Here is a 21,372-nt window from a genome sequence, read left to right on the forward strand (position 1 = left end):
CTTTTTGAAAGAGGATTAGAACGATGTTTGACGAAATTAGATTTAACACGATTGAGAGATTACCAAATTATGTATTTGCAGAAATTAATGATATAAAATTGGCAGCCAGAAGAGCGGGCGATGATATCATAGACTTTTCAATGGGGAATCCTGATGGTAAAACGCCTCAGCATATTATTGATAAATTAGTAGATTCTGTTAGCAAAGATAAAACACATGGCTATAGCGTGAGTAAAGGGATTTACAAATTACGTTTGGCTATTTGTAACTGGTATAAAAGAAAATATGATGCCGATCTTGATCCGGACACGGAAGCGGTTGTGACATTAGGGAGTAAAGAGGGCTATGTGCATTTAGTGCAAGCGATTACTAACCCTGGTGATGTGGCTGTTGTGGCTGATCCTGCTTATCCGATACACTCTCATGCCTTCATTATTGCAGGCGGGAATGTTCATAAATTTGGCTTAGATTATAATGAAAAATTTGAGTTAGATACGGAGATGTTTTTTGAAAAATTAAAAAAAGCATTTCGGGATTCTGTTCCAAAACCAAAATTTGTCGTTGTCAATTTTCCACATAATCCGACAACCGTTACTGTAGATCTCTCATTTTACGAAAGGTTGGTAGCGTATGCAAAACAAGAGCGATTTTATATTATTAGTGATATTGCGTATGCAGAGATCTCTTATGATGGTTATAAAACACCATCGATTTTTCAAGTCAAAGGGGCCAAAGACGTCGCAGTAGAGAGTACCACACTCTCAAAAAGCTATAATATGGCCGGATGGAGAGTAGGATTTATCGTGGGAAATCCAAAACTCGTTGGAGCATTACAAAAAATAAAATCATGGTTTGATTATGGTATTTTTACACCCATACAAGTAGCGGCCACAGTGGCGCTTGATGGACCACAAGAGTGTATTGGCGAGATTGTTGAAAAATATCAAAATCGACGTGACGTATTGTGTGAAAGTTTTGCAAATGCCGGTTGGGATATGGGGAAACCTAAAGCGACCATGTTTATCTGGGCAAAAATACCTGAGGTAGCACAACATCTTGGCAGTATGGAATTTTCAAAACAATTACTAAAAGAAGCAAAAATAGCAGTCAGTCCGGGGATTGGTTTTGGTGAACATGGGGACCAATATGTACGGATTGCATTGATAGAAAATGAAAACAGAATACGACAAGCTGCAAGAAATGTAAAAAAATATCTGAAGAATTTAGAGGCAAAATGATGGTGAAAGTTGGAATAATCGGAGTCGGTACCGTAGGAAGCAGTGTGGTTAACATTCTGCAAAAAAATAGAGATATTATCAAAGCACGCGCAGGTAAAGAGATTGTTCCGGTGTTGGGAATTGTCAAAAATCTTGATAAAACAAGAGATTTAGACATCAAACTTAGTGATAATATTGATGATGTTTTGGAAGATGAAAGCATTGATATTGTAGTAGAACTAATGGGTGGCGTCGAAGCACCTTTGGAAGTGGTCAAAAAAGCGTTAGCTAAAAACAAAGCGGTTGTGACTGCAAACAAAGCGATGTTAGCATACCACCGTTATGAATTGCAACAATATGCCAAAGAGATTCCTATTGGATTTGAGGCCAGCGTCGCAGGGGGTATTCCGATTATTAAAGCCCTACGAGAGGGATTAAGTGCCAATCATATTGAGTCTATTAAAGGCATCATGAATGGGACGTGTAATTACATGTTGACCAAGATGATGAAAGAGGGCGTGGCTTTTGATGTGATATTAAAAGAAGCGCAAGACCTCGGATACGCAGAGGCCGATCCGAGTTTTGATATTGGAGGTTTTGATGCCGCTCACAAACTTTTGATTTTGGCGAGTATTGCTTATGGTATTGATGCAAAACCTGAAGATATTCTCATCGAAGGAATTGAAAATATCAACAAAGAAGATATCTTTTTTGCCAATGAATTTGGATACAGTATTAAATTATTAACGATTGCCAAAAAGACAGATGATGCGGTTGAATTACGGGTACATCCTGCATTGATAGATCGCAACGCAATGATTGCAAAAGTCGATGGCGTGATGAATGGCGTGAGTGTTGTTGGTGATTGTGTGGGTGAAACCATGTATTATGGTCCCGGAGCAGGGGGCGATGCGACGGCGAGTTCCGTGATTTCTGACATCATAGATATCGTGAGAAACGGTAGCAATTCCCCAATGCTAGGTTTTAAGAATATACTCGAAAACAGTGTGCTCAAACTCAAAAAAGCTGATGATATTTTTACAAAATATTATATTCGTATTGAGGTAGAAGACCGCATTGGTGTCTTATCTAAGATTTCCAATATTTTAGGCGATCATGATATCTCTATCAACAGTTTTATTCAAAAACAAAGCAGTGATACCCAAAATGCAACACTTCTTTTCTCGACGCATCAATGTTTTGAAAAGAATATTCAAAATGCGATACACGATCTTGGAGCGTGTGATTTTATCAGAAAAAACCCCGTCATGATACGGATAGAAGAGTAGATGAGTCTTGAGATTGGGAACAAAGCAGAAGAGCGTGTCACACGCTATCTTCAATCACAAGGCTATACGATTATTGATCGAAATTTTCATTCTAGATTTGGAGAGATTGATATTATCGCAGAAAAAAATTCTGTTTTGGAATTTATCGAGGTGAAATACTCAAAAGAGTATGACCCCCTTTATAGAATTACACCAAAGAAAATGGAAAAGATTATCAAAACGATTCATTATTTTTTGATGTTGCACCCTCAAGATAAGGATTATCAAATTAGTGCTGCACTGGTGAATGATGAGCATATTGAGTTTTTAGAAAATATAAGTTAGTCATAGCGCTTAGGAATTAACCATTTAGTCTATGGTAACTTTAAAGAAATATTTGTATAATATAACATATAAAATAAGTCACAAACATAGGAGATATAATGGGAAAATATACAGAGTTAAATGCATCAAATTTTGATGAAACTGTAAGTGAAGGCGTAGCATTAGTTGACTTTTGGGCACCATGGTGTGGTCCTTGTCGAATGATAGCCCCAGTTATTGAAGAATTAGCAGAAGACTTTGAAGGTAAAGCTAAAATTTGTAAAGTCAATACAGATGAAGAGCAAGATGTTGCTGTAAAATACGGAATTAGATCAATACCAACAATATTATTCTTCAAAAATGGAGAATTAGTTGATCAAATGGTTGGTGCTTCTTCAAAACAAATTTTGGCAGATAAGATTAATTCATATCTATAATGCTCATACTGTCATTGCATAGTACAGAAAGATTTTTGATGATGTATCAAAGGAATATCTTACTTGCAAGATGGATAACACGATGAAAGGAGGGAGAAATCTATTCTCCCTCAACTATATTTTTGCCTCTTTTTTCGGCGCAGCACTCATCGCTGCTGCTTTTGCATATTTTAACTATCGTTTTTCTGAATATAAATTTATAGATTTTAATCAATGGACTTTTTATGAGAAAAGTGATATTTTTGTTCCAAAACATGATAAATATATCGTAGTGGTATATAGCTCCAATATGCAAAATATTGATAAAATTTTAACTAAAATAAATAAGACATATCCTATAATAGCAGTTGATTTATATCAACACAGAAGAGGCCAAAGTCATGAAGTCTCTTATATCACTTCGGGTATGAATTCTCTTTTGAAATTTATCCAGAGGTTTAATATTTATGAAGTTCCCAGTCTATTTTTAATCAAAAAAAGTCATGGGAGTCTTTACAAACAAGATAGTCAAATAGAAATAATAAAATAATAATAAAAGGAAAGACATGTTAGATTTAGCAATTATTGGTGGAGGACCCGCTGGATTGACTGCAGGATTGTATGCAACACGAGGGGGACTAAAAGACGTCGTGATGTTTGAAAAAGGTATGCCGGGGGGTCAAATTACGAGTAGTAGTGAGATTGAAAATTATCCTGGAATATCTGAGGTGATGAGCGGATTGGATATGATGCAAAATTGGCCAGACCAATGCATGCGATTTGGTATGAAACATAGAATGGATGAAGTCAGTAGAGTCTCTAAAAGAGAAGATGGTATTTTTGAAATCAAACTCTTAAATGACGAAATAATAGAATCCAAAAGTGTTGTAGTTTGCACCGGTAGCACACCAAGACGATCGGGTGTCAAGGGTGAAGATAAATTTTTTGGACGGGGTGTGAGTACGTGTGCAACGTGTGATGGATTTTTCTATAAAGACAAAGAAGTCGCTGTTTTAGGTGGTGGTGATACGGCACTAGAAGAGGCATTGTATCTCGCTAATATCTGCTCAAAAGTGCATTTGATACACAGAAGAGATGCATTCCGTGCGAGCCCTGTGACGGTAGAAAAAGTGAAAAATAATGCCAATATTGAATTAATTTTAAATGCAACAGTGGATGAGATTTACGGCGACAACAGTGGCGTGATGGGTGTGAAAATTTCCCAAAAAGATGGCGGAAAAATAGATTTAGCGGTACCGGGTATTTTTGTCTTTGTTGGTATGAATGTTAATAATTCAATTTTGATGCAAGAAGATGGAACACCATTGTGTGAATTAAATGAAAATGGTAATGTGATTGTAGATCTTGAAATGCACACCTCGGTCAAAGGATTGTTTGCCGCAGGAGATTTGAGAATCAAAGCTTCAAAACAAGTTGTGTGTGCAGCCGGAGATGGTGCCACAGCGGGAATTCAAGCATTGGAGTATGTTAATGACTAAAGAAAACATGTTGCGCGTAGGAATACATGGCTCAACGGGGAGAGTGGGACAACTTTTGGTGGAAAATCTAAAAGGTGATGTGCTTGCATATCCCCACATGTTGCATGCTATTGAAGCCTATCCTGGAGTCTTGCCAGAGGGTGCTGTTTTGACAGAATCTTATGACCAATTGCTAGATAATAGCGATGTTGTGATTGATTTTACGATTGCGTTTGCGACGGAATCTTTACTTGAAATGGCATTAGACAAACCGACTCCCTTAGTGATTGGTACAACAGGATTAAATGAACATCAAAAAAATCTTCTTCATGAAGCCTCACAATTGATGCCGATATTGTATTCAACCAATATGTCACTAGGCGTGGCAGTACTCAATAAGCTTGTCGCAATAGCTTCTAAAAGTTTGAGCGATTTTGATATTGAGATTGTAGAACAACACCATCGTTATAAAAAAGATGCCCCTAGCGGTACGGCGATAACTTTGGGTGAGCATGCCGCTAATGCAAGAGGTTTGAATCTTGAAGATGTGAGAGTCAGTGGGCGTAATGGACTTATTGGTGAGCGAAGCAAAGATGAAATCGCGATTATGGCACTTCGTGGTGGCGATATTGTAGGTCGTCATACGGTTGGATTTTATAATAATGGGGAATTTATAGAATTGAATCATACCGCAACCAGTCGTGATACATTTGCCAAAGGGGCCATCAAAGCCGCCAAATGGATACTCAACCAAGATAAAGGATTATATACAATTAACGATTGTATTGGGTTATAATCGCATCAATTTGCGAATACTACTGATATTTCGTTGATTTTGATCACTGATGATGAAAATAAATAATTAAAAGAAGGTATTTTATGTGTGCAATAGTCGGCGTTTTTGGTACAAGTGATTCTGCTAGAATCTCTTATTATTCTCTTTTTGCTATGCAACATCGTGGCCAAGAAGCCTCTGGTATTAGTGTTAGTGATGGACATATTTTAACAAAAGTAAAAAAGAAAGGATTGGTGACAGAAGTATTCACAGAAACAGCACTGAGTCACCTCCAAGGCCATTGTGCTATCGGGCACAATAGGTATTCTACCGCTGGCAAAAAATCAACCGTAGATGCGCAACCGATTCATGCCAGTTATAAATTAGGTGAGATTGCCGTAGTGCATAATGGTAACCTCATCAACAAAGATGAAGTGCGTAATGCCTTGATTGAAGAGGGTGCGATTTTTCAATCTACTATGGATACGGAAAACATCATTCATTTGATTGCACGAAGCCATCAAGAGCATTTACGAGACAGAATTATAGAAGCGATGAATATTATCAAAGGGGCATATTGTCTTTTAATTCAAAGTCGACATAAAATGTTTGCCATCAGAGATAAATACGGTGTGCGACCACTCTCTTTGGGAAAATTGCCCGATGGTGGTTATATTGTGGCGAGTGAAACGTGTGCTTTTGATCTTGTGGGGGCTGAATTCATACGAGATATTCAACCCGGTGAGATGATTATTTTCGACAATGAAAAAGAACACTATGAGAGTGTGCAACTCTTCGAACCAGAACCTAGAATTTGTGCTTTTGAATTCATCTACTTTGCTAGACCCGATAGTGTGATTGAAGGAAGAAGCGTTTATGCCGCCAGAAAAGAGATGGGACGAGCCTTAGCACGTGAAAGTGCTATTGATGCAGATTTGGTCATTCCCGTTCCTGATAGTGGCGTGAGTGCAGCGCTAGGCTATGCAGAAGAGAGCCATATTCCTTTTGAGATGGGAATTGTGAGAAATCATTATGTAGGCAGAACCTTTATCGAACCAACGCAAGCCAAGCGAGATATGAAAGTAAAACTCAAATTATCTCCTATTTCAGCACTGCTAAAAGACAAAAAAATCGTCGTTGTGGATGATAGCATTGTCCGAGGTACGACAGCAAGACGGATTATCAAGATTTTAAAAGATGCTGGTGCCAAAGAGGTTCATATGAGAATTGCCGCACCGCCGATTAAACATCCTGAAAAATATGGTATTGACACCCCAAGTTACGAAGAATTAATCAGTGCCAATAAAAATGTTGAAGAGGTTCGCACCTATATCAAAGCAGATTCATTACACTTTCTAAGCATAGACGCATTAAAAAAGAGTATTGGCGAAAATCGTGAGTATTCTCTTGTGAGTTTTGATGGAGATTATTTTATCAAATAGAGACTATCGACAGCGTAATTTATAGATCAAGTTTGGTTTTTTAAAATACGCTGGATAGTGCATAGAAACACTAAAATTTCTAAATTCTTTGACTCTGAGATTTTTTGCGATGACAAAATCTTCTGTGATCGTTGATTGTTGTTGGTTCTCCGCTTTATTGGTAAAGAAGTCAAGTCCTGACGATTTATAGAGGGTGCTACCGGTTAGATTATTGGAATTAACCGCATTATTAACCAATTTGACGACAATGGAGCATTGTGAAATATTGAATTTCCCTACATTTCTTACAATACCAGATATAACAAGAGATTCGTTGATTAAAATTCTCGCGTGTGTGACATGTTCTAAAACCGCCTTTTTTGTATATTTATCTAATACAAACATAGAAAAAAGAGCGAGCATGGAGATGACTAAAAAATTTGAGAAAATCATCGCGTATAAGACTTTTTTTCGTGTCTCCTTAAACGATAAAACCAATAAAATAAGAAATAACAAAAAGAAAAGCACCAAGGTGATGATGTGCGCGATTGTAAAGTAAGACACCATTTTAATAACACTCCGTTTTAATAGATATATCCGATACATTTATATCGTCATTATTGTTAAAATTATTAAAAATCTCACGATTTTCAATCACCTCATTGGGCTTCATGATACGGCTTGTATAAAACGTTTTTTGCAAAATGATATCAGATGGATGAATCAACTGCGACCATATCGAGTCATCTGACTTATCGATGGTGACTATAGTTTTACAATCTTTAAGCGGTGTTGCGGCGAGATTTTGCACTTTCCAATTCAAGATGAGGGTTTGAGAAAAATGCAAACGCTCAACACGAATGTCGTTGATTTTAATAGGACGTATCGCAGTCGTTAGCATGGATTTTAGTGTGGGTGGACCCGCAAAGAGAAAAACCAACGCCAGCATTATAAATAAAAACGAAACCTTAGGAGATCTGCGCACCAATAATACAGCGAGAAATAACAGTAAAAAAAACGTGACCAAAAGCCAACCATAGGCGATGTAGTCATAGATCGTAAAGTGATGGATGTAGAGCAGTATCGAAGATCTTAAATCATCCATCTTTTCTGCTGTTTTTTTCCTCGATGCCACTCATCCCAAAGCGTCTTCGTAACTCTTGTTTAACACGTTCAGGATCGATATTTCGATACCCCAGTGCTACGAGGGTATGAAAGGCAAGATCGGCGGCTTCATAAACAATTTCATCTTCCTCTTTGTCTTTGACTGCAAAACAAAATTCCCCTGCTTCTTCTACGACTTTTTTAAGTACAGAATTTTCACCCTTTTTAAACAATGACGCAACGTAGGATTTTGATGGATCTGCTTTTTTTCTATCTTGTATGACATGATAGAGGGTATCACTGAGACTGTAATTGGTAATCTCTTGCTCGATTGGAGGAAGCTCTTGCGTGACATCAATACGATTAAAAAAGCATGACATACGTCCGGTATGGCAGGCGACACCATTTTGTTTTACTTTTAACAACAGTGTATCACTATCGCAATCAAGATAGATCTCTTTGACTTCTTGCGTGTTGCCGCTTTGCTCACCCTTTTTCCAGAGTTTTTTTCGACTTCTAGAGTAATAGTGTGCGATTTTTGTCTGAAGAGTTAGTTCTAGGGCTTCTTTGTTTGTGTAGGCCAACATGAGCACCGTACCGTCTTGGTAATCTTGTGCGATGACTGGGATCAGCGCAAAGCGATCCCAGTCGATACTATTAATAAGCTCATAATTCACTATTATTTACCCATACTCGATACTTTTTGTTGATCTTTGGTATCAACCCAGATATTTGGTACCGCTCCTCCTGGAGTTAAGAAGATTTTTGCATCTTTGTTCACTTGAAGTGCTTCATTAAACTTACCTTGAACTTCTATTTGACGGAGTTTCAAGAGATTTGATGTAATACTTTTGGCAATCTCGATATTAGCATAAGCATTAGCGTCTGCTTCGATTTTGACAGCATCTGCTTGACCTTGTGCTCGTATCTTTCTTGCATTGGCTTTACCCATCGCTAAAGCCGCTTCTTTTTGTGCTTCTTGGTTGGCGGTTTCAACTTCATATTTTGTTTTTTCGACACGTTGTCTTGCGATTTGAACGATTTCGATTTGATCTTTAATCTTTTGTGGCAAGATGATACTTCTTAACTGGACGGTCAAGAGTTGTACTGGATGTCCCGGTTGTGCTTCAATCGCCTTTCGTATCTCTTGGTCAATTTTTGCTGCGATTTCATTTCGTTGTACTGGTAATTCCTCTGCTGGATATTGACCGACAACATTTCTAGCAACATCTCGAACAACAGGATTGATGATTTTATCTTCCCATGCCATACCCCATGTTGCGATGGTTTGCGGTGCTGTACTTGGCTCAAGTTTGTACTGAACAGTAAGATCAATAGAGACTGGCAAACCTCGTGCATCAAGAACGGAAATAGCATTTTTGTTTTTAATGCCCGATCCTCTTTGAATACTCTCTTGCTCTGAAAGGGAGGTATAATTAATCACACGTACCTTTGTATCAACGATAAAAATTTGTTGGATAAAAGGGATAAACAGGTGAAATCCCGGATTTAAAGGGGTAGTTTCAAATTTACCGGCTGTTGCTTTGATCCCCATTTCACCGGAATTGATAACAACAAACGGTTTGGATATGACTAACAACGCAATGACTGCGATGAGCACATACAAAAAGCCCGCCTTTTTACCAAAATTTTTAAATATTTCAGGCGGTTCAAAACCTTGACTTGGGCGACGATTATTATTGTCACCGCCATCATTGTTGTTTCCTCCGCTTCCATTCTTCTTTTTAAAGTAATCATTTAGATCTACTGGCATTCTATTCCTTTTTTAATTCAATTCTTTAGATAGTCTCTATTATAGCGTGACTTATTAAATATAAGTCAGCAAATGCTCATATTTTTTATTTTTGCCATAAACTACGTCAAAATAAGCGCCTTGAAGCTGCTTTGTCATGGCGCCTCGTTTTCCTTCACCTATGATGTACCCATCGATATCTTTGATAGGGGTCACTTCAGCAGCCGTTCCGGTAAAAAATGCTTCATCTGCGATATAAACTTCATCTCGAGTTACACGTCGTCTCTCGACAGGAATACCCGCATCTTTTGCCAGTTGGATCACCATCCCTTGTGTAATGCTTTCCAAAGAGGTGTCATTTGGAGGTGAGATTAATACACCATTTCTGACAATAAAAAAGCACTCGCCACTTCCTTCTGCGATAAATCCATCTTCATCGAGCAACAGTGCCTCTTCATATCCTGCTTCCATTGCTTCGTATTTAGCCATTTGTGAATTCAGATAATTGGCGGCTGCTTTGGCTTTTCCCATTGTAGAGCTGACAGGATTTCTTGCAAACGATGAGATTTTGACTCTAATCCCATTTTCCAATCCCTCATCTCCAAGATAGCTACCCCATTCCCATGCTGCAATGGCTGTTTTAACCGGAGCATGAACATGGTAAAGTCCCATCGTGCCGTATCCCAAATAGATGAGCGGTCTCACATAAACATTGGATTTGAAATTATTTTCTTTTAAAAGTTCAATTTGAGCCGTCTCTAGCTCCTCGAGTGTATAGGGTGGTTTGATTCTTGTTATTTTTGCAGAATTCAAAAGTCTTTTTGTGTGCTCTCGTAATCTAAAAATTGCAAGACCTTTGTCTGTCATATAGGCTCGTGTGCCTTCAAATACTCCATTGCCATAATGCAAGGTGTGAGTCAAGATATGAACATGTGCTTCATCCCATGGTGTGAGTGTTCCATCCATCCAAATATATTTTGCTGTTTCCATTATGATGCCTACCTGTATTTTAAAATAGACATAATGATATCCAAGTTTAGATTAAATATAGTTTTAGGGTTGATAAAAATGGTGGCACAAGGGTATTTTGAGCGTTGGTTTGGCTGAAGATTTTATACAAACTTTCTTACAAAATTCTCCAATGAAACCGGATCCATTGCCCCAGATATTCGCTCAACTTCTTGGCCATTTTTAAAGACAATGAGGGTGGGAATACTACGTATTTTGTAGCGACTTCCTAGAAATTGTTCGTTTTCTGTATTGACTTTTGCAAACAAGGCTTTGAGTGGAAATCCTAAGGCAACATCAGCAAAAACCGGTGCCATCATCTTACAAGGCCCACACCAGGGTGCCCAAAAATCTACAATTACCGGAATATCAGAATGTTCTAAAATACGCTCCATATTTGAACTAGTGAGTTCCAATGGTTTGACTTCTAAGAGGGATTGTTTGCATTTTCCGCAGTTTGCTTTTTTGTAATCATCTTTAAGTGGGACATTGTTGATTGCTTCACAATGTGGACAGATAACTTTCATATTTATAGCTCCTTATACGGTTATAATATAAAGCGCATTGTAACAATTTTATAAAAAAATTTTGATTAAAATAAGACGTGATTTGAGAGATTATTTATTTACTTTCACGCGTTATAATTCTTTAATAAAGGATATATCATGTTTAGTAAAGAAAAAATAGACGAGATTGTTACCGCAACACTCGTAGCAGATTCTTACAGTTTGGGAGCGCATTGGGTTTATGATGAGGCACAACTTCATGATTTAGCCCTCGATTGGGAAGCCCTAAATCCTCCTCAAGCACTCTGGCACAAAGGTAAAGTAGCCGGCGATCAGACGCATATTGGCGATCAGGCTTTTTTTCTCAAAGAATTTTTGCAAGATCAATCAGATTTTGATGCCGATGCTTATTTGACTTTTTGGGAAAAGAAGATGCGGGCATATCAAGGTTATATTGATGGTGCGACGCGAGAAACATTACAGAACCTTGAAGCAGGAAAACGAATCGGTTCTCATTCTGAAGATTTCTCCGTGATTGGAAGAATTGCCCCATTATTGTATGTTTCCAAAGATGAAGAAGCCTTTGTAGAAAATGTGAAAACCTTCGTCACCCTCTCACACAATGATGCCAAAGTTTCTGAAGCCGCAATCTTTTTTGCACGACTCTTGTTTGATGTTGCGCGTTTTAAAGACATCGCTATCGAAAAAACGATGTTAGATTTGAAAGATGAATTTAGTCTCTTTGTGCTCAAAAGCGTCGAAGATGGCATCGCATCCAAAGATAAGGATACCTTTGAAGTGATTCGTGAATTTGGACCTGCCTGTGGGATTGATGATGGATTTAGCGGTATTGTGCATCTATTGTGTCAGTATCCTGATGATCTTAAAAATCTTTTGATTCAAAATGCCAAGGCCGGAGGAGACAGTGCGTCGCGTGCGATGGTTGCTGTGATGATTATTGTCGCACACCGCTCTAGCGAAGGTATTCCAAAAGATTGGTTTAAAATAAATAAAATATAATGACACAAAAGTGCCAGATATCATGATGGTGCAAACTAGAAAATTAAAGGAAATAAAATGTTAGAAGTTGGCCAAGATGCCCCTGAGTTTTGCTTGCCTAATCAAGATGAGGTAGAGATTTGTTTTAGAGATTTGAAAGGCAAATGGATTGTATTGTATTTTTATCCTAAGGATAATACTCCAGGATGCACGACAGAAGCGTGTGAATTTACAGCGATGGAGCCTGATTTTAGTGAGCTTGATGCCATCATCGTCGGGGTGAGTCCTGATAGTCCTAAAAGCCATCGAAACTTTATTGCAAAAAAAGAACTTGATATCATGTTGCTCTCAGATATGGAAAAAGAAGTGGCCAAGGCTTATGGTGTTTGGCAATTAAAAAAACTTTACGGTAAAGAGTATATGGGAATTGTACGTTCTACCTTTTTGATTAGTCCCGAGGGTAAAATTGCAGCATTATGGACGAAAGTCAAAGTCAAAAACCATGTTGAAGCGGTGATGGAAACCCTAAGTAGTCTCAAAAGTATTTAGATGATGAGAGTCTCAGCATTATACTCCTGAGACTCTAGCTTTCTTCTATATCGAAATATCTACCTTCGTACTGACCCACATATCACGTTTTGCTTGTTGTAAGATAGCTGGCTTGATGATGATTCTCTCGGGTTTGATTTTGTATTTTGTTACAAGAATTTTTTTAATATTTTCTGCTCTCTGATTGGCTAATGTGACCAATTGGGCATGATCAATTTTGATTTTGGCGATCAATGCGGTTTGCATCGCGGCATTAAATTTTAAAATATCAAGGGTTGCTTTTTTGCCCTTTTTGCTTCTCCTGGTAGTATTGTCATCTGTTTTAGGTATGACCATAAAACTGGTTTTGAGTTCTTGATACTTTTTCTCACCGAAATCTTTGATAAACAGCTGTGTCAAAGCACGAGCGAAGAGATCCTCTTTGGCATGTTTTGAATCTTTTTTTAATGTTGCTATATGTTTTGTCATGATATGATCAAATGCCTCTTTTTGCAACGCTTTGAGATCGGCCTCTTCATCATAACCTCCACTCAGTTCGATACGAATATTGGGTCTTTTGTTGAGGATTTTATGAAGATTATCTAATTTTTCATATTCGGTGGAGATGATAATTGCAGAGCCTTGTTCAAAGTCAATCATCTTCAAATCATCTCCCTTGATACCAAGAAGGGAGCCTAGAAATCTAAACGGTGCTGTGACCAATCCCGTAATCATATTTCCAACAGCCCGCCAGACAATGCCCCCATAACTAAAATCAGGATTGTTCATATCCCCGCTAACCGGGAGATCGATGTCGATTTGTCCATTGGAGTCTTTGAGCAGGGCGATGGCTAAATTTAGTGGGAGGTTCACCGCATCTTTACTCTTGACAGGTTGCCCTAGATTGAGCGTATCGATATTGATTTTATTGGAGCCTATGAGTGAGGCATTATCGATTTTATAGTTAAGATTCATAGATAATTTACCACTCTTAATCTTATATCCCAAAAATTTTCCCGAATAAGGCGTGAGAGTCGTGAGATTGATATTTTTGAATAACACATCGATATTCGCACGTTTTTTAAATTGAAATGGCAAGATGACGCCTTTGATATTCGCATATCCGTATTTATCGATTTTACCATCGATATTGACTTTCGATGGCGTGGTCGCTCCAAAATCTAAGGTTGAGATGGAACCGTTGAGATTGTGGATATGGGTTTTAAATGGAAACGGCAAACTCGCATCACCAAAATCTGCCGTGGCATTGAGGATTTTAATCGGTCCGATTTTAAGTTGCAACGATGGGTCTGTTGCGGTTGTCGTGCTGGACTCTGATTGTGGCTGTGATTTGATGAGATTTGAAAAATTACTGGTGTGATTTTTGTAAATCTCTCCACTGATATAAGGCTCTAACAAACGCATATTTTTGATGGTCACAGAAAGAGGGTGATTGCTGTATTTTATGCCTTGTACTTGCAAATCATTCCATTTTAGAAGGTTTGCTCCCTTTGTGGTTTGTAGCAAAAGGTTATAGATTTTTGTGTTGGCAAGAAGATTGATGTTATTGTGTGAATCAAAGTCCGTTTTGAGTGTGGCGTTGACATCGACATCGGCATTTTTGATTTTAAAATTGATAAAAGGGTCAAGATAAGGATGAAAATCACTCAAACGAAAATGCGACAGTTGGATAGAAGACTGACTGCTCAGTGGGGTTTGAATCAGTGTTGATGTGGCGTTGATGTCTGTTTTTTGATTTAAGGTTGCCGATAATTTTATACCAATAGGGTCAGTTTTTTTGGAAGAGAAATTTTTGATAGTTACTTGGATATTGTGAAGTTGAGAACGCAGTGGTTTGTTCAATGTTTCATCAATAAAATTAACACTCAAATTATGCGTAGTGATAGCGTGAATCCCATATTCCCATGGCTTTGCAGGATGTGCCGGTTGGGGTTTCGGTGCTGTTTTGCTCGGTTCTTGAGATGCTAGGAGCGTCATGAAATTCAACTGAGCATTTTTTTGAAGTACGGGGTTGATATGGGTATCATTAAGATGGATTTGGTCGATGAAAAGGGATTGTTTTGGCCATTTTAGATTGACCCCTTTGACTTCAAGTTTCGGTGCATCGATGAGTGTTTTTTGGTTGTCTTTTTGTGTCATGATAAGTTGTGACAAGGTTGCATTTGCTTGGTCGATATTGACCTTCATTCCCTCATGAAATATAATTTGATAAGGCAACTTCAAATCTAAAGTTCCATGCGTTAGCGATGCTTTCATATCCGGAAGGGCATAGTGATATAGGGTGACGAGATTGAGGTCCTTGACCTGGATGACGCCATACACTTTGAAAGGATTGATTCCCATGCCCCCTTTCCACAGGATGGAGCCCTTGTTGTGTAGTGTGGTTTGAAAAGAATAAGAGTTAATACGATCTTTTTGAGTACTAATATCACGTGCGACAAAATGATAAGGTCCTAAGTGGTACTGAAAATTTTTGTGGTTGCGTTGGTCTTGATAGACAATACTTCCCTCGGTCATATTCAGAGCATTCAGCGTAATATTAGGTAGTGTACTTTCTGAAGTTTGAGTCTTTGGAGTGGTTGTTGGTGTGCTCTGGATTATATTGCTCAGATTTAAAATACCATCTTTTTGAAAGGTAACATACAATTTAGGTGCATTGAGTTCGATTTTGTTCACCAGCAAGGTCTTATTAAAGAGTCCCAGCAAGGTATAATTGGTATAGAATCTTTTGATAGAAAGAACAGGTTTGTTATGAAGATCATCCAAGACAACGTGGTGCAAGGTCAGTTCAAAACTATAAGGATTAAACTCCGCCTTTGCAATTTTAAGATTGATGCCAATTTTCTCTTTGAGTATTTGAGGTGCTTTGTTTACTAAAAACCAAGGTAAAAATAAAAAGCCTATGGCCGTATAGGTTACAACTAAAAACAAAATCCAAAATTTAAAACTTTTTACGTATTTCATAAACGATGCGCTCCATTTCTATTTATTTTAAAAAATTATACTATAATTTGAAAATTATATATCATCAAAAAAGGATAAAATGTGTTGATTCACATCTGTTGTTCGGTCGATAGTCATTTTTTTTTACAAAAACTTGCTGCTTTATACCCTGAGAAAAAATTAATCGGATATTTTTATGACCCCAATATTCACCCTTATAGCGAATACAAACTACGACTCATGGATGTTCAAAGAAGTTGTAAAAAACTCGGAATTAAGCTCTTAGAAGGGGCGTATGATTATGAAGGATGGGTGGATGCAGTGAGAGGCTTTGAAGGGGAGCCAGAAAAGGGCAAACGTTGCACGATTTGTTTTGATAACAGGTTAGCAAATACAGCTAAAAAAGCGCTGGAAATTGGGGAAAATGAAATAACGACAACATTACTAACAAGCCCCAAAAAATCCATGGAACAATTGCGTGAGAATGCTGAACATGTTGCGCATACGTTTGGGGTGAATGTCCTCACTCCAGATTTTCGTAAAAATGGAGGCACCAACGAACAATTTCTGTTGGCAAAATCGGCGATGTTATACCATCAAAATTATTGTGGTTGTTTGTATGCTTTAGAAGTACAAAGAGAGAATCAAGAACGCTTAAAAGATGAGCTGATGGTCCCGCTAACGGGGCAAATTTTACCCGCTTCTATTGAAGATAGAATCCAACTCTATGAGGCGGTGCAAGCTTGTGAAGACGCAGGAGAACACTTTGTGCTAAGACGTGAAAAATTTCTCAATTACAGAGTGTTGCGCGCGTATGTCAAAGAGCAAAAGGGCGCCATTATTCCGAGTCATTTTTTATTTTATTCAACATTGTCACGAGATTTTACAAAAGGAAAAATTGATACGATGGCTGAGGGTATTGGATATTTTAATCGAGAAGATATTCTATTTATTGCCATCGAAAAAGTCAATCAAATGTTAAAAAAATCCTACGATAGTGTCCAAGATTTGATGAAAAATCCTCTGAGTGTCGAAGAAGAGATTACGATTCGAAAAACTTTATCACACTCCTTCCTTCCGACGCTCAGTCCGATTATTGTGGTGGATAAAGTGTGTGAAAAAAAGTATGAGATTTACTTAAAATCTGAAACATACCCAGATATTAGAGAAAATTTAGTAAAACTTTGATAAAATTGTAAAATTTACAATAAGGTTATAAATGATAATAGATGTAGTAGAAATTCAAAAGATTTTACCTCACCGACATCCTTTTTTATTGGTCGATCGAATCACGGAATTGACACAAGGTGAGTTTGTAAAAGGGTATAAAAACGTAACGATAGGCGAGCCTATTTTTCAAGGTCACTTCCCGGGGCATCCGATATATCCAGGTGTCATGATAATAGAAGGGATGGCGCAAGCTGGCGGTATCTTGGCCTTTAAGAGCATGGATGAAGCGGGACAAGAAGAGACGAAAGATAAAGTCGTCTATTTTATGAGCATTGATAAAGCGAAATTTAGATCTCCCGTAAAACCTGGGGATACACTCGTTTATGAATTGCAAGTTTTAAAACATAAAGGCGCTGTTTGGGTGCTTGATGGTAAGGCTTTTGTAGATGGGAAATTGGTCGCACAAGCTGAACTCAAAGCGATGATAGTAGACAAGTAAATGGCACAAATTCATCCAAATGCTGTGGTTGAGGAAGGTGCAATCTTAGGGGAACATGCCAAGATAGGTGCGTTTGCATTTATTGGCTCACAAGTGGTACTCAAAGATCATGTCGAGATTATGCAAGGAGCCGGAATCTACGGCGATACGGTAATCGATGAAGGGACGAAGATTTATCCCTATGCTATCATTGGGATGCCTCCTCAAGATATCGGATACAAACCTGAAGACGATGTCAAAGTGCGCATCGGTAAAAACAATGTCATCCGAGAATTCGTGACGATTAATGCGGGTACACACCACGGTAATGGTACGACCCGAATCGGTAATGATTGTTTTATCATGATCTATTCTCATATCGCGCATGATTGTCAGATAGGCGACCATGTGATTATGGCGAATAATGCCACGCTTGCAGGGCACGTAGAAGTCGGTGCCTATACCGTGATTGGCGGGATGACTCCTATCCATCAGTTTGTCAAAATTGGTGAGGGATGTATGATAGCAGGCGCGAGTGCCATCAGTCAAGATATTCCTCCATTTTGCTTAGCAGAGGGCAATCGCGCCGTTGTGAAAGGGCTCAATGCTGTGGGTATCAAAAGACGATTTGAAACCGCTGATATTAGAGCATTGCAGCACGCTTATCGACATCTCTTTAGAGGCACGGGTGCTATCAAAGAGGCCGCAGAGACATTAATGCAAAATGAAAAGAATGAAAAAGTACAACAGATGTGCCGTTTTATACTGGAGACCAAACGAGGTATTCCTTTTGAGAGGATAACAAAATAAAATTTTAAAACGTGCTAGCGATATCATGATGTCGCTGCACAAAAGAGTTAGGAATGTATCGCACGCAGTGTCTTGCGATGAGGAGAAATAATATGAAAAAAGAGTGTAGTTTTTGTGGCGCTAAAGAAAGCAATGACACCAGGTTAATCGCAGGTGAAGATGTATTTATTTGTGAACATTGTGTGATTTCTGCTTATAAAATTTTCTTTGGTGAAGATGATGAAGAGGTCACAGATGAAAAAAAATTGGATTATGAATTACTGACACCAAAAGAGTTAACTACCGTTTTAGATGAATTTGTCATTGGTCAAAATAGAGCCAAAAAAGTTTTTTCTGTGGGTGTTTATAATCACTACAAACGGATCTTCAAAAATCATGCCATCGAAGATGATACAGAGATTTCAAAATCAAATATTTTATTGATTGGTCCAACCGGAAGCGGTAAAACATTGATGGCACAAACCCTCTCGAAATTTCTTGACGTCCCTCTTGCTATCGCCGATGCAACGAGTTTGACTGAGGCTGGATATGTGGGAGAAGATGTTGAAAATATTTTAACCAAATTATTGCAAGCAGCCGATGGTGATGTTAAAAGAGCCGAAAAAGGGATTGTTTTTATTGATGAAATTGATAAGATTGCTAGGATGAGCGAGAATCGCTCGATTACGCGAGATGTCAGCGGTGAAGGGGTGCAACAAGCATTACTGAAAATCATAGAAGGTAGTATTGTCAATATCCCACCAAAGGGTGGCAGGAAACATCCAAATCAAGATTTTATTCAAATTGATACATCGGGCATCTTGTTTGTTTGTGGTGGAGCTTTTGATGGTTTGGAAGAGATTATTAAAAGACGTGTTGGGAAAAATGTACTAGGTTTTGGACAAGAAAAAAGAGTCAAAAGCGATGATTGGAAGCTCCTTGATATGGTGGAGCCAGATGACTTAGTGCATTATGGATTGATTCCTGAGCTCATCGGTAGATTGCATGTTTTAGCCACCTTGAATGAAATCACACAAGACGATATGGTGAAGATTTTGAGTGAGCCAAAAAATGCTATCTTAAAACAGTACAAAAAACTCTTTGCGATTGATAATGCGGAGTTAGTATTTGAAGATGATGCTTTGAGTGAGATTGCGAAGTTGGCGATAAAACGCAAAACAGGAGCGAGAGGATTGAGAACGATTATGGAAGAAGTGATGATTGATATCATGTATGACCTTCCTGAGCTTGGCGGTTATGAAATCGTCATTACAAAAGATGTGATAACAGACGGTGCAAAACCGGTATTTATAAAGAAAAATAAAAAAAGTGCATAACACATCGTTGTGGTGCTTTTTGTGAATATGACAATAAAATACAAAGGTAAAATGAATGATTTTTGATCAAGTAGTAGGATTCTTTTCAAGTGATATGGGTATCGATTTGGGTACAGCAAACACCTTGGTATTGGTAAAAGGAAAAGGTATTATTATAAATGAACCATCCGTCGTTGCCATACAGACAGATAAAAGTGGCAAGCAGGTGATTTTAGCTGTAGGAACCGATGCAAAGAATATGTTAGGTAAAACTCCAGGAAATATTGTTGCCATTCGTCCGATGCGAGATGGTGTGATTGCTGATTTTGATATTACTGAAAAGATGATTCGTTATTTTATTGAAAAAGCACACAAACGAAAAAGTTTTTTACGACCGCGTATTATTATCTGTGTTCCATACGGATTGACACAAGTAGAACGCAAGGCCGTACGTGAGTCGGCGTTGAGCGCGGGTGCTCGCGAAGTATTTTTGATAGAAGAGCCGATGGCCGCTGCGATTGGTGCTGATTTACCAGTACGTGAGCCAGAAGGGAGTTTGGTCGTAGATATCGGAGGCGGTACGACTGAGATTGGTGTGGTCTCATTAGGGGGACTTGTGATTAGCAAATCAATTCGAACCGCCGGTGATAAAATTGACGCTTCGATTGTTGATTATGTGAAAAAGAAATACAATCTTTTGATTGGCGAGCGAACGGCTGAAGAGATTAAGATTGAAATTGGATCAGCGATTCCAATAGAAGAGCCATTGGTTTCTATTGTCAAAGGAAGAGACCAAGTGAGTGGATTGTTGAGTCGTATTGAATTAAGCAGTGAAGATGTCAGAGATGCTATGAAAGAGCCTTTGAAAGAGGTCGCAGATGCACTTAAAGATGTCTTAGAGGTGATGCCTCCGGATTTAGCAGGCGATATCGTAGAAAACGGTATTGTGTTGACCGGTGGTGGTGCTTTGATACGTGGATTAGATAAATATCTTTCTGATATTGTCAAATTGCCTGTGTTTATAGCAGATGAACCTCTTTTGGCTGTTGCAAAAGGAACCGGTAGAGCATTGGATGAGATAGAGTTATTACAACATTTGGCAAATGAATAGATTAAAATTTCTTCTTGTTTTAGCACTGCTGATTTACGGGTCGGCAAATTATACCGATACGGGACGACGTTATGCCATCAATCTGAGCCATTTTGTTTTGACTTCCTATCTCAATGCCAAAGAGAAGGTTCTTAACAAGATTGATGAGCATTTTTCACAGCAAGAAGAGATTAAGACATTGCGAGCAAAAAATAAAAAATTAGAGAAATCTGCTCTTTTGTCTATCGCCTTTGCCGCCAAACTAAATGCGATTATGGCGGATAATAATTTATCGCGATACCAACCGAATGTGAAGATGATTCAAGCTTTATCCTATGCCAATCTCAATGATTATAATAGGGTCTGGCTGGATTTTCAAGATTTTAATCAAAGCAAGATTTATGGCCTGCTTTATCAAGGTTATGCCGCGGGAATTGCAGTAGCCAAAAATACAAAAGCATTGGGACTGTTGCTCGGAGATCCTCAATGTATCTTTTCAGTCTATGTTGGAGATCAAAAGATTCCCGGAGTGTTGCAGGGAAACAAAAAAGATATCTTAGTAAAATATATCCCTCTATGGATGAATCCAAAAATTGGTGATGAAGTCATTACGAGTGGAATGGATGATATATTTTTCCAAGGAGTCAGGGTGGGGAAAGTGATTCGTGTAGCAGAAGAAGAATCATCAAAAACTGTTACGGTAAGACCGTATGTGAATATGAATATACCGACATTTTTACATATCATAACAAAAAATTAAGGAAGAAG

General features: G+C 38.3%; 23 protein-coding genes. 16 read left to right on the top strand and 7 right to left on the bottom strand.

Annotated features, from left to right (window positions below; all coding sequences use genetic code 11):
- Positions 1-23: 23 nt before the first annotated feature.
- From SFB89_RS01430 to purF, 8 genes are all read left to right on the top strand, one after another.
- Entirely contained in the window at positions 24-1,238 is a 1,215-nt protein-coding gene (locus SFB89_RS01430; protein ID WP_331775173.1) for an LL-diaminopimelate aminotransferase, read from the top strand.
- Positions 1,238-2,506 (top strand): homoserine dehydrogenase, encoded by a 1,269-nt coding sequence (locus SFB89_RS01435; RefSeq protein WP_331775174.1) that lies wholly within the window; start codon positions 1,238-1,240, stop codon positions 2,504-2,506. The genes SFB89_RS01430 and SFB89_RS01435 overlap by 1 nt, the downstream gene beginning before the upstream one ends.
- Entirely contained in the window at positions 2,507-2,830 is a 324-nt protein-coding gene (locus SFB89_RS01440) for a YraN family protein (protein WP_331775175.1), read from the top strand.
- Between the two features lie 98 nt (positions 2,831-2,928).
- The gene (trxA, locus tag SFB89_RS01445; RefSeq protein WP_331775176.1) at positions 2,929-3,246 is read left to right on the top strand and encodes a thioredoxin; all 318 of its coding nucleotides are present in this window, start codon (positions 2,929-2,931) and stop codon (positions 3,244-3,246) included.
- Positions 3,247-3,328: 82 nt separating this feature from the next.
- Positions 3,329-3,775 carry a hypothetical protein gene (locus SFB89_RS01450; RefSeq protein WP_331775177.1) on the top strand — a complete coding sequence of 149 codons (447 nt, stop codon included), beginning with the start codon at positions 3,329-3,331 and terminating at the stop codon, positions 3,773-3,775.
- A 16-nt stretch (positions 3,776-3,791) separates the two neighbouring features.
- The gene (gene trxB, locus SFB89_RS01455; RefSeq protein WP_331775178.1) at positions 3,792-4,724 is read left to right on the top strand and encodes a thioredoxin-disulfide reductase; all 933 of its coding nucleotides are present in this window, start codon (positions 3,792-3,794) and stop codon (positions 4,722-4,724) included.
- Positions 4,725-4,731: 7 nt separating this feature from the next.
- On the top strand, positions 4,732-5,499 hold the full coding sequence (gene dapB, locus SFB89_RS01460; protein ID WP_331776033.1) for a 4-hydroxy-tetrahydrodipicolinate reductase: 768 nt from the start codon (positions 4,732-4,734) through the stop codon (positions 5,497-5,499).
- 83 nt (positions 5,500-5,582) lie between these two features.
- The gene (purF, locus tag SFB89_RS01465; RefSeq protein ID WP_331775179.1) at positions 5,583-6,920 is read left to right on the top strand and encodes an amidophosphoribosyltransferase; all 1,338 of its coding nucleotides are present in this window, start codon (positions 5,583-5,585) and stop codon (positions 6,918-6,920) included.
- Positions 6,921-6,923: 3 nt separating this feature from the next.
- Here the strand turns inward: purF and SFB89_RS01470 are convergent, their stop codons facing one another.
- From SFB89_RS01470 to trxC, 6 genes are all read right to left on the bottom strand, one after another.
- Positions 6,924-7,466: a DUF2393 family protein gene (locus SFB89_RS01470; RefSeq protein ID WP_331775180.1), complete on the bottom strand. Its 543-nt coding sequence runs from the start codon at positions 7,464-7,466 to the stop codon at positions 6,924-6,926.
- A gap of 1 nt (position 7,467) precedes the next feature.
- Positions 7,468-8,004: a DUF2393 family protein gene (locus SFB89_RS01475; protein WP_331775181.1), complete on the bottom strand. Its 537-nt coding sequence runs from the start codon at positions 8,002-8,004 to the stop codon at positions 7,468-7,470.
- Positions 7,997-8,680: a bifunctional phosphoribosyl-AMP cyclohydrolase/phosphoribosyl-ATP diphosphatase HisIE gene (hisIE, locus tag SFB89_RS01480; protein ID WP_331775182.1), complete on the bottom strand. Its 684-nt coding sequence runs from the start codon at positions 8,678-8,680 to the stop codon at positions 7,997-7,999. Before hisIE ends, SFB89_RS01475 begins: the two co-directional genes overlap by 8 nt.
- A gap of 2 nt (positions 8,681-8,682) precedes the next feature.
- A complete protein-coding gene (locus SFB89_RS01485) occupies positions 8,683-9,777 on the bottom strand; it encodes a prohibitin family protein (protein ID WP_331775183.1) in 1,095 nt (364 codons plus the stop codon).
- Between the two features lie 54 nt (positions 9,778-9,831).
- Complete coding sequence (locus tag SFB89_RS01490; RefSeq protein ID WP_331775184.1) at positions 9,832-10,746, bottom strand: branched-chain amino acid transaminase; 915 nt, start codon at positions 10,744-10,746, stop codon at positions 9,832-9,834.
- Between the two features lie 122 nt (positions 10,747-10,868).
- Positions 10,869-11,291: a thioredoxin TrxC gene (gene trxC / locus SFB89_RS01495; protein ID WP_331775185.1), complete on the bottom strand. Its 423-nt coding sequence runs from the start codon at positions 11,289-11,291 to the stop codon at positions 10,869-10,871.
- Positions 11,292-11,429: 138 nt separating this feature from the next.
- On the opposite strand from trxC, the gene SFB89_RS01500 reads away from it, so the two are divergent.
- Together SFB89_RS01500 and bcp are read left to right on the top strand one after the other, a co-directional pair.
- Entirely contained in the window at positions 11,430-12,290 is an 861-nt protein-coding gene (locus SFB89_RS01500) for an ADP-ribosylglycohydrolase family protein (RefSeq protein WP_331775186.1), read from the top strand.
- A 57-nt stretch (positions 12,291-12,347) separates the two neighbouring features.
- Positions 12,348-12,818, top strand: coding sequence for a thioredoxin-dependent thiol peroxidase (gene bcp / locus SFB89_RS01505; protein ID WP_331775187.1), 471 nt, complete (start codon positions 12,348-12,350; stop codon positions 12,816-12,818).
- Positions 12,819-12,863: 45 nt separating this feature from the next.
- Here bcp and SFB89_RS01510 read toward each other — a convergent pair whose 3' ends face one another.
- Positions 12,864-15,782: a DUF748 domain-containing protein gene (locus SFB89_RS01510; protein WP_331775188.1), complete on the bottom strand. Its 2,919-nt coding sequence runs from the start codon at positions 15,780-15,782 to the stop codon at positions 12,864-12,866.
- 81 nt (positions 15,783-15,863) lie between these two features.
- Here SFB89_RS01510 and SFB89_RS01515 point away from each other — a divergent pair, with 81 nt between their 5' ends.
- The 6 genes from SFB89_RS01515 to mreC all read left to right on the top strand — a co-directional run bounded on the left by SFB89_RS01515 (position 15,864) and on the right by mreC (position 21,364).
- A complete protein-coding gene (locus SFB89_RS01515; protein ID WP_331775189.1) occupies positions 15,864-16,949 on the top strand; it encodes an epoxyqueuosine reductase QueH in 1,086 nt (361 codons plus the stop codon).
- Between the two features lie 34 nt (positions 16,950-16,983).
- Complete coding sequence (gene fabZ / locus SFB89_RS01520; RefSeq protein WP_331776034.1) at positions 16,984-17,430, top strand: 3-hydroxyacyl-ACP dehydratase FabZ; 447 nt, start codon at positions 16,984-16,986, stop codon at positions 17,428-17,430.
- On the top strand, positions 17,431-18,219 hold the full coding sequence (lpxA, locus tag SFB89_RS01525; RefSeq protein WP_331775190.1) for an acyl-ACP--UDP-N-acetylglucosamine O-acyltransferase: 789 nt from the start codon (positions 17,431-17,433) through the stop codon (positions 18,217-18,219).
- A gap of 92 nt (positions 18,220-18,311) precedes the next feature.
- A complete protein-coding gene (gene clpX, locus SFB89_RS01530) occupies positions 18,312-19,535 on the top strand; it encodes an ATP-dependent Clp protease ATP-binding subunit ClpX (RefSeq protein ID WP_331775191.1) in 1,224 nt (407 codons plus the stop codon).
- Positions 19,536-19,590: 55 nt separating this feature from the next.
- Positions 19,591-20,625 carry a rod shape-determining protein gene (locus SFB89_RS01535; protein ID WP_331775192.1) on the top strand — a complete coding sequence of 345 codons (1,035 nt, stop codon included), beginning with the start codon at positions 19,591-19,593 and terminating at the stop codon, positions 20,623-20,625.
- Entirely contained in the window at positions 20,618-21,364 is a 747-nt protein-coding gene (gene mreC / locus SFB89_RS01540) for a rod shape-determining protein MreC (protein ID WP_331775193.1), read from the top strand. Before SFB89_RS01535 ends, mreC begins: the two co-directional genes overlap by 8 nt.
- The last annotated feature ends 8 nt before the right edge of the window (positions 21,365-21,372 follow it).

Source organism: Sulfurospirillum sp. 1612 (assembly GCF_036556685.1).
Taxonomy (GTDB): domain Bacteria; phylum Campylobacterota; class Campylobacteria; order Campylobacterales; family Sulfurospirillaceae; genus JAADIZ01.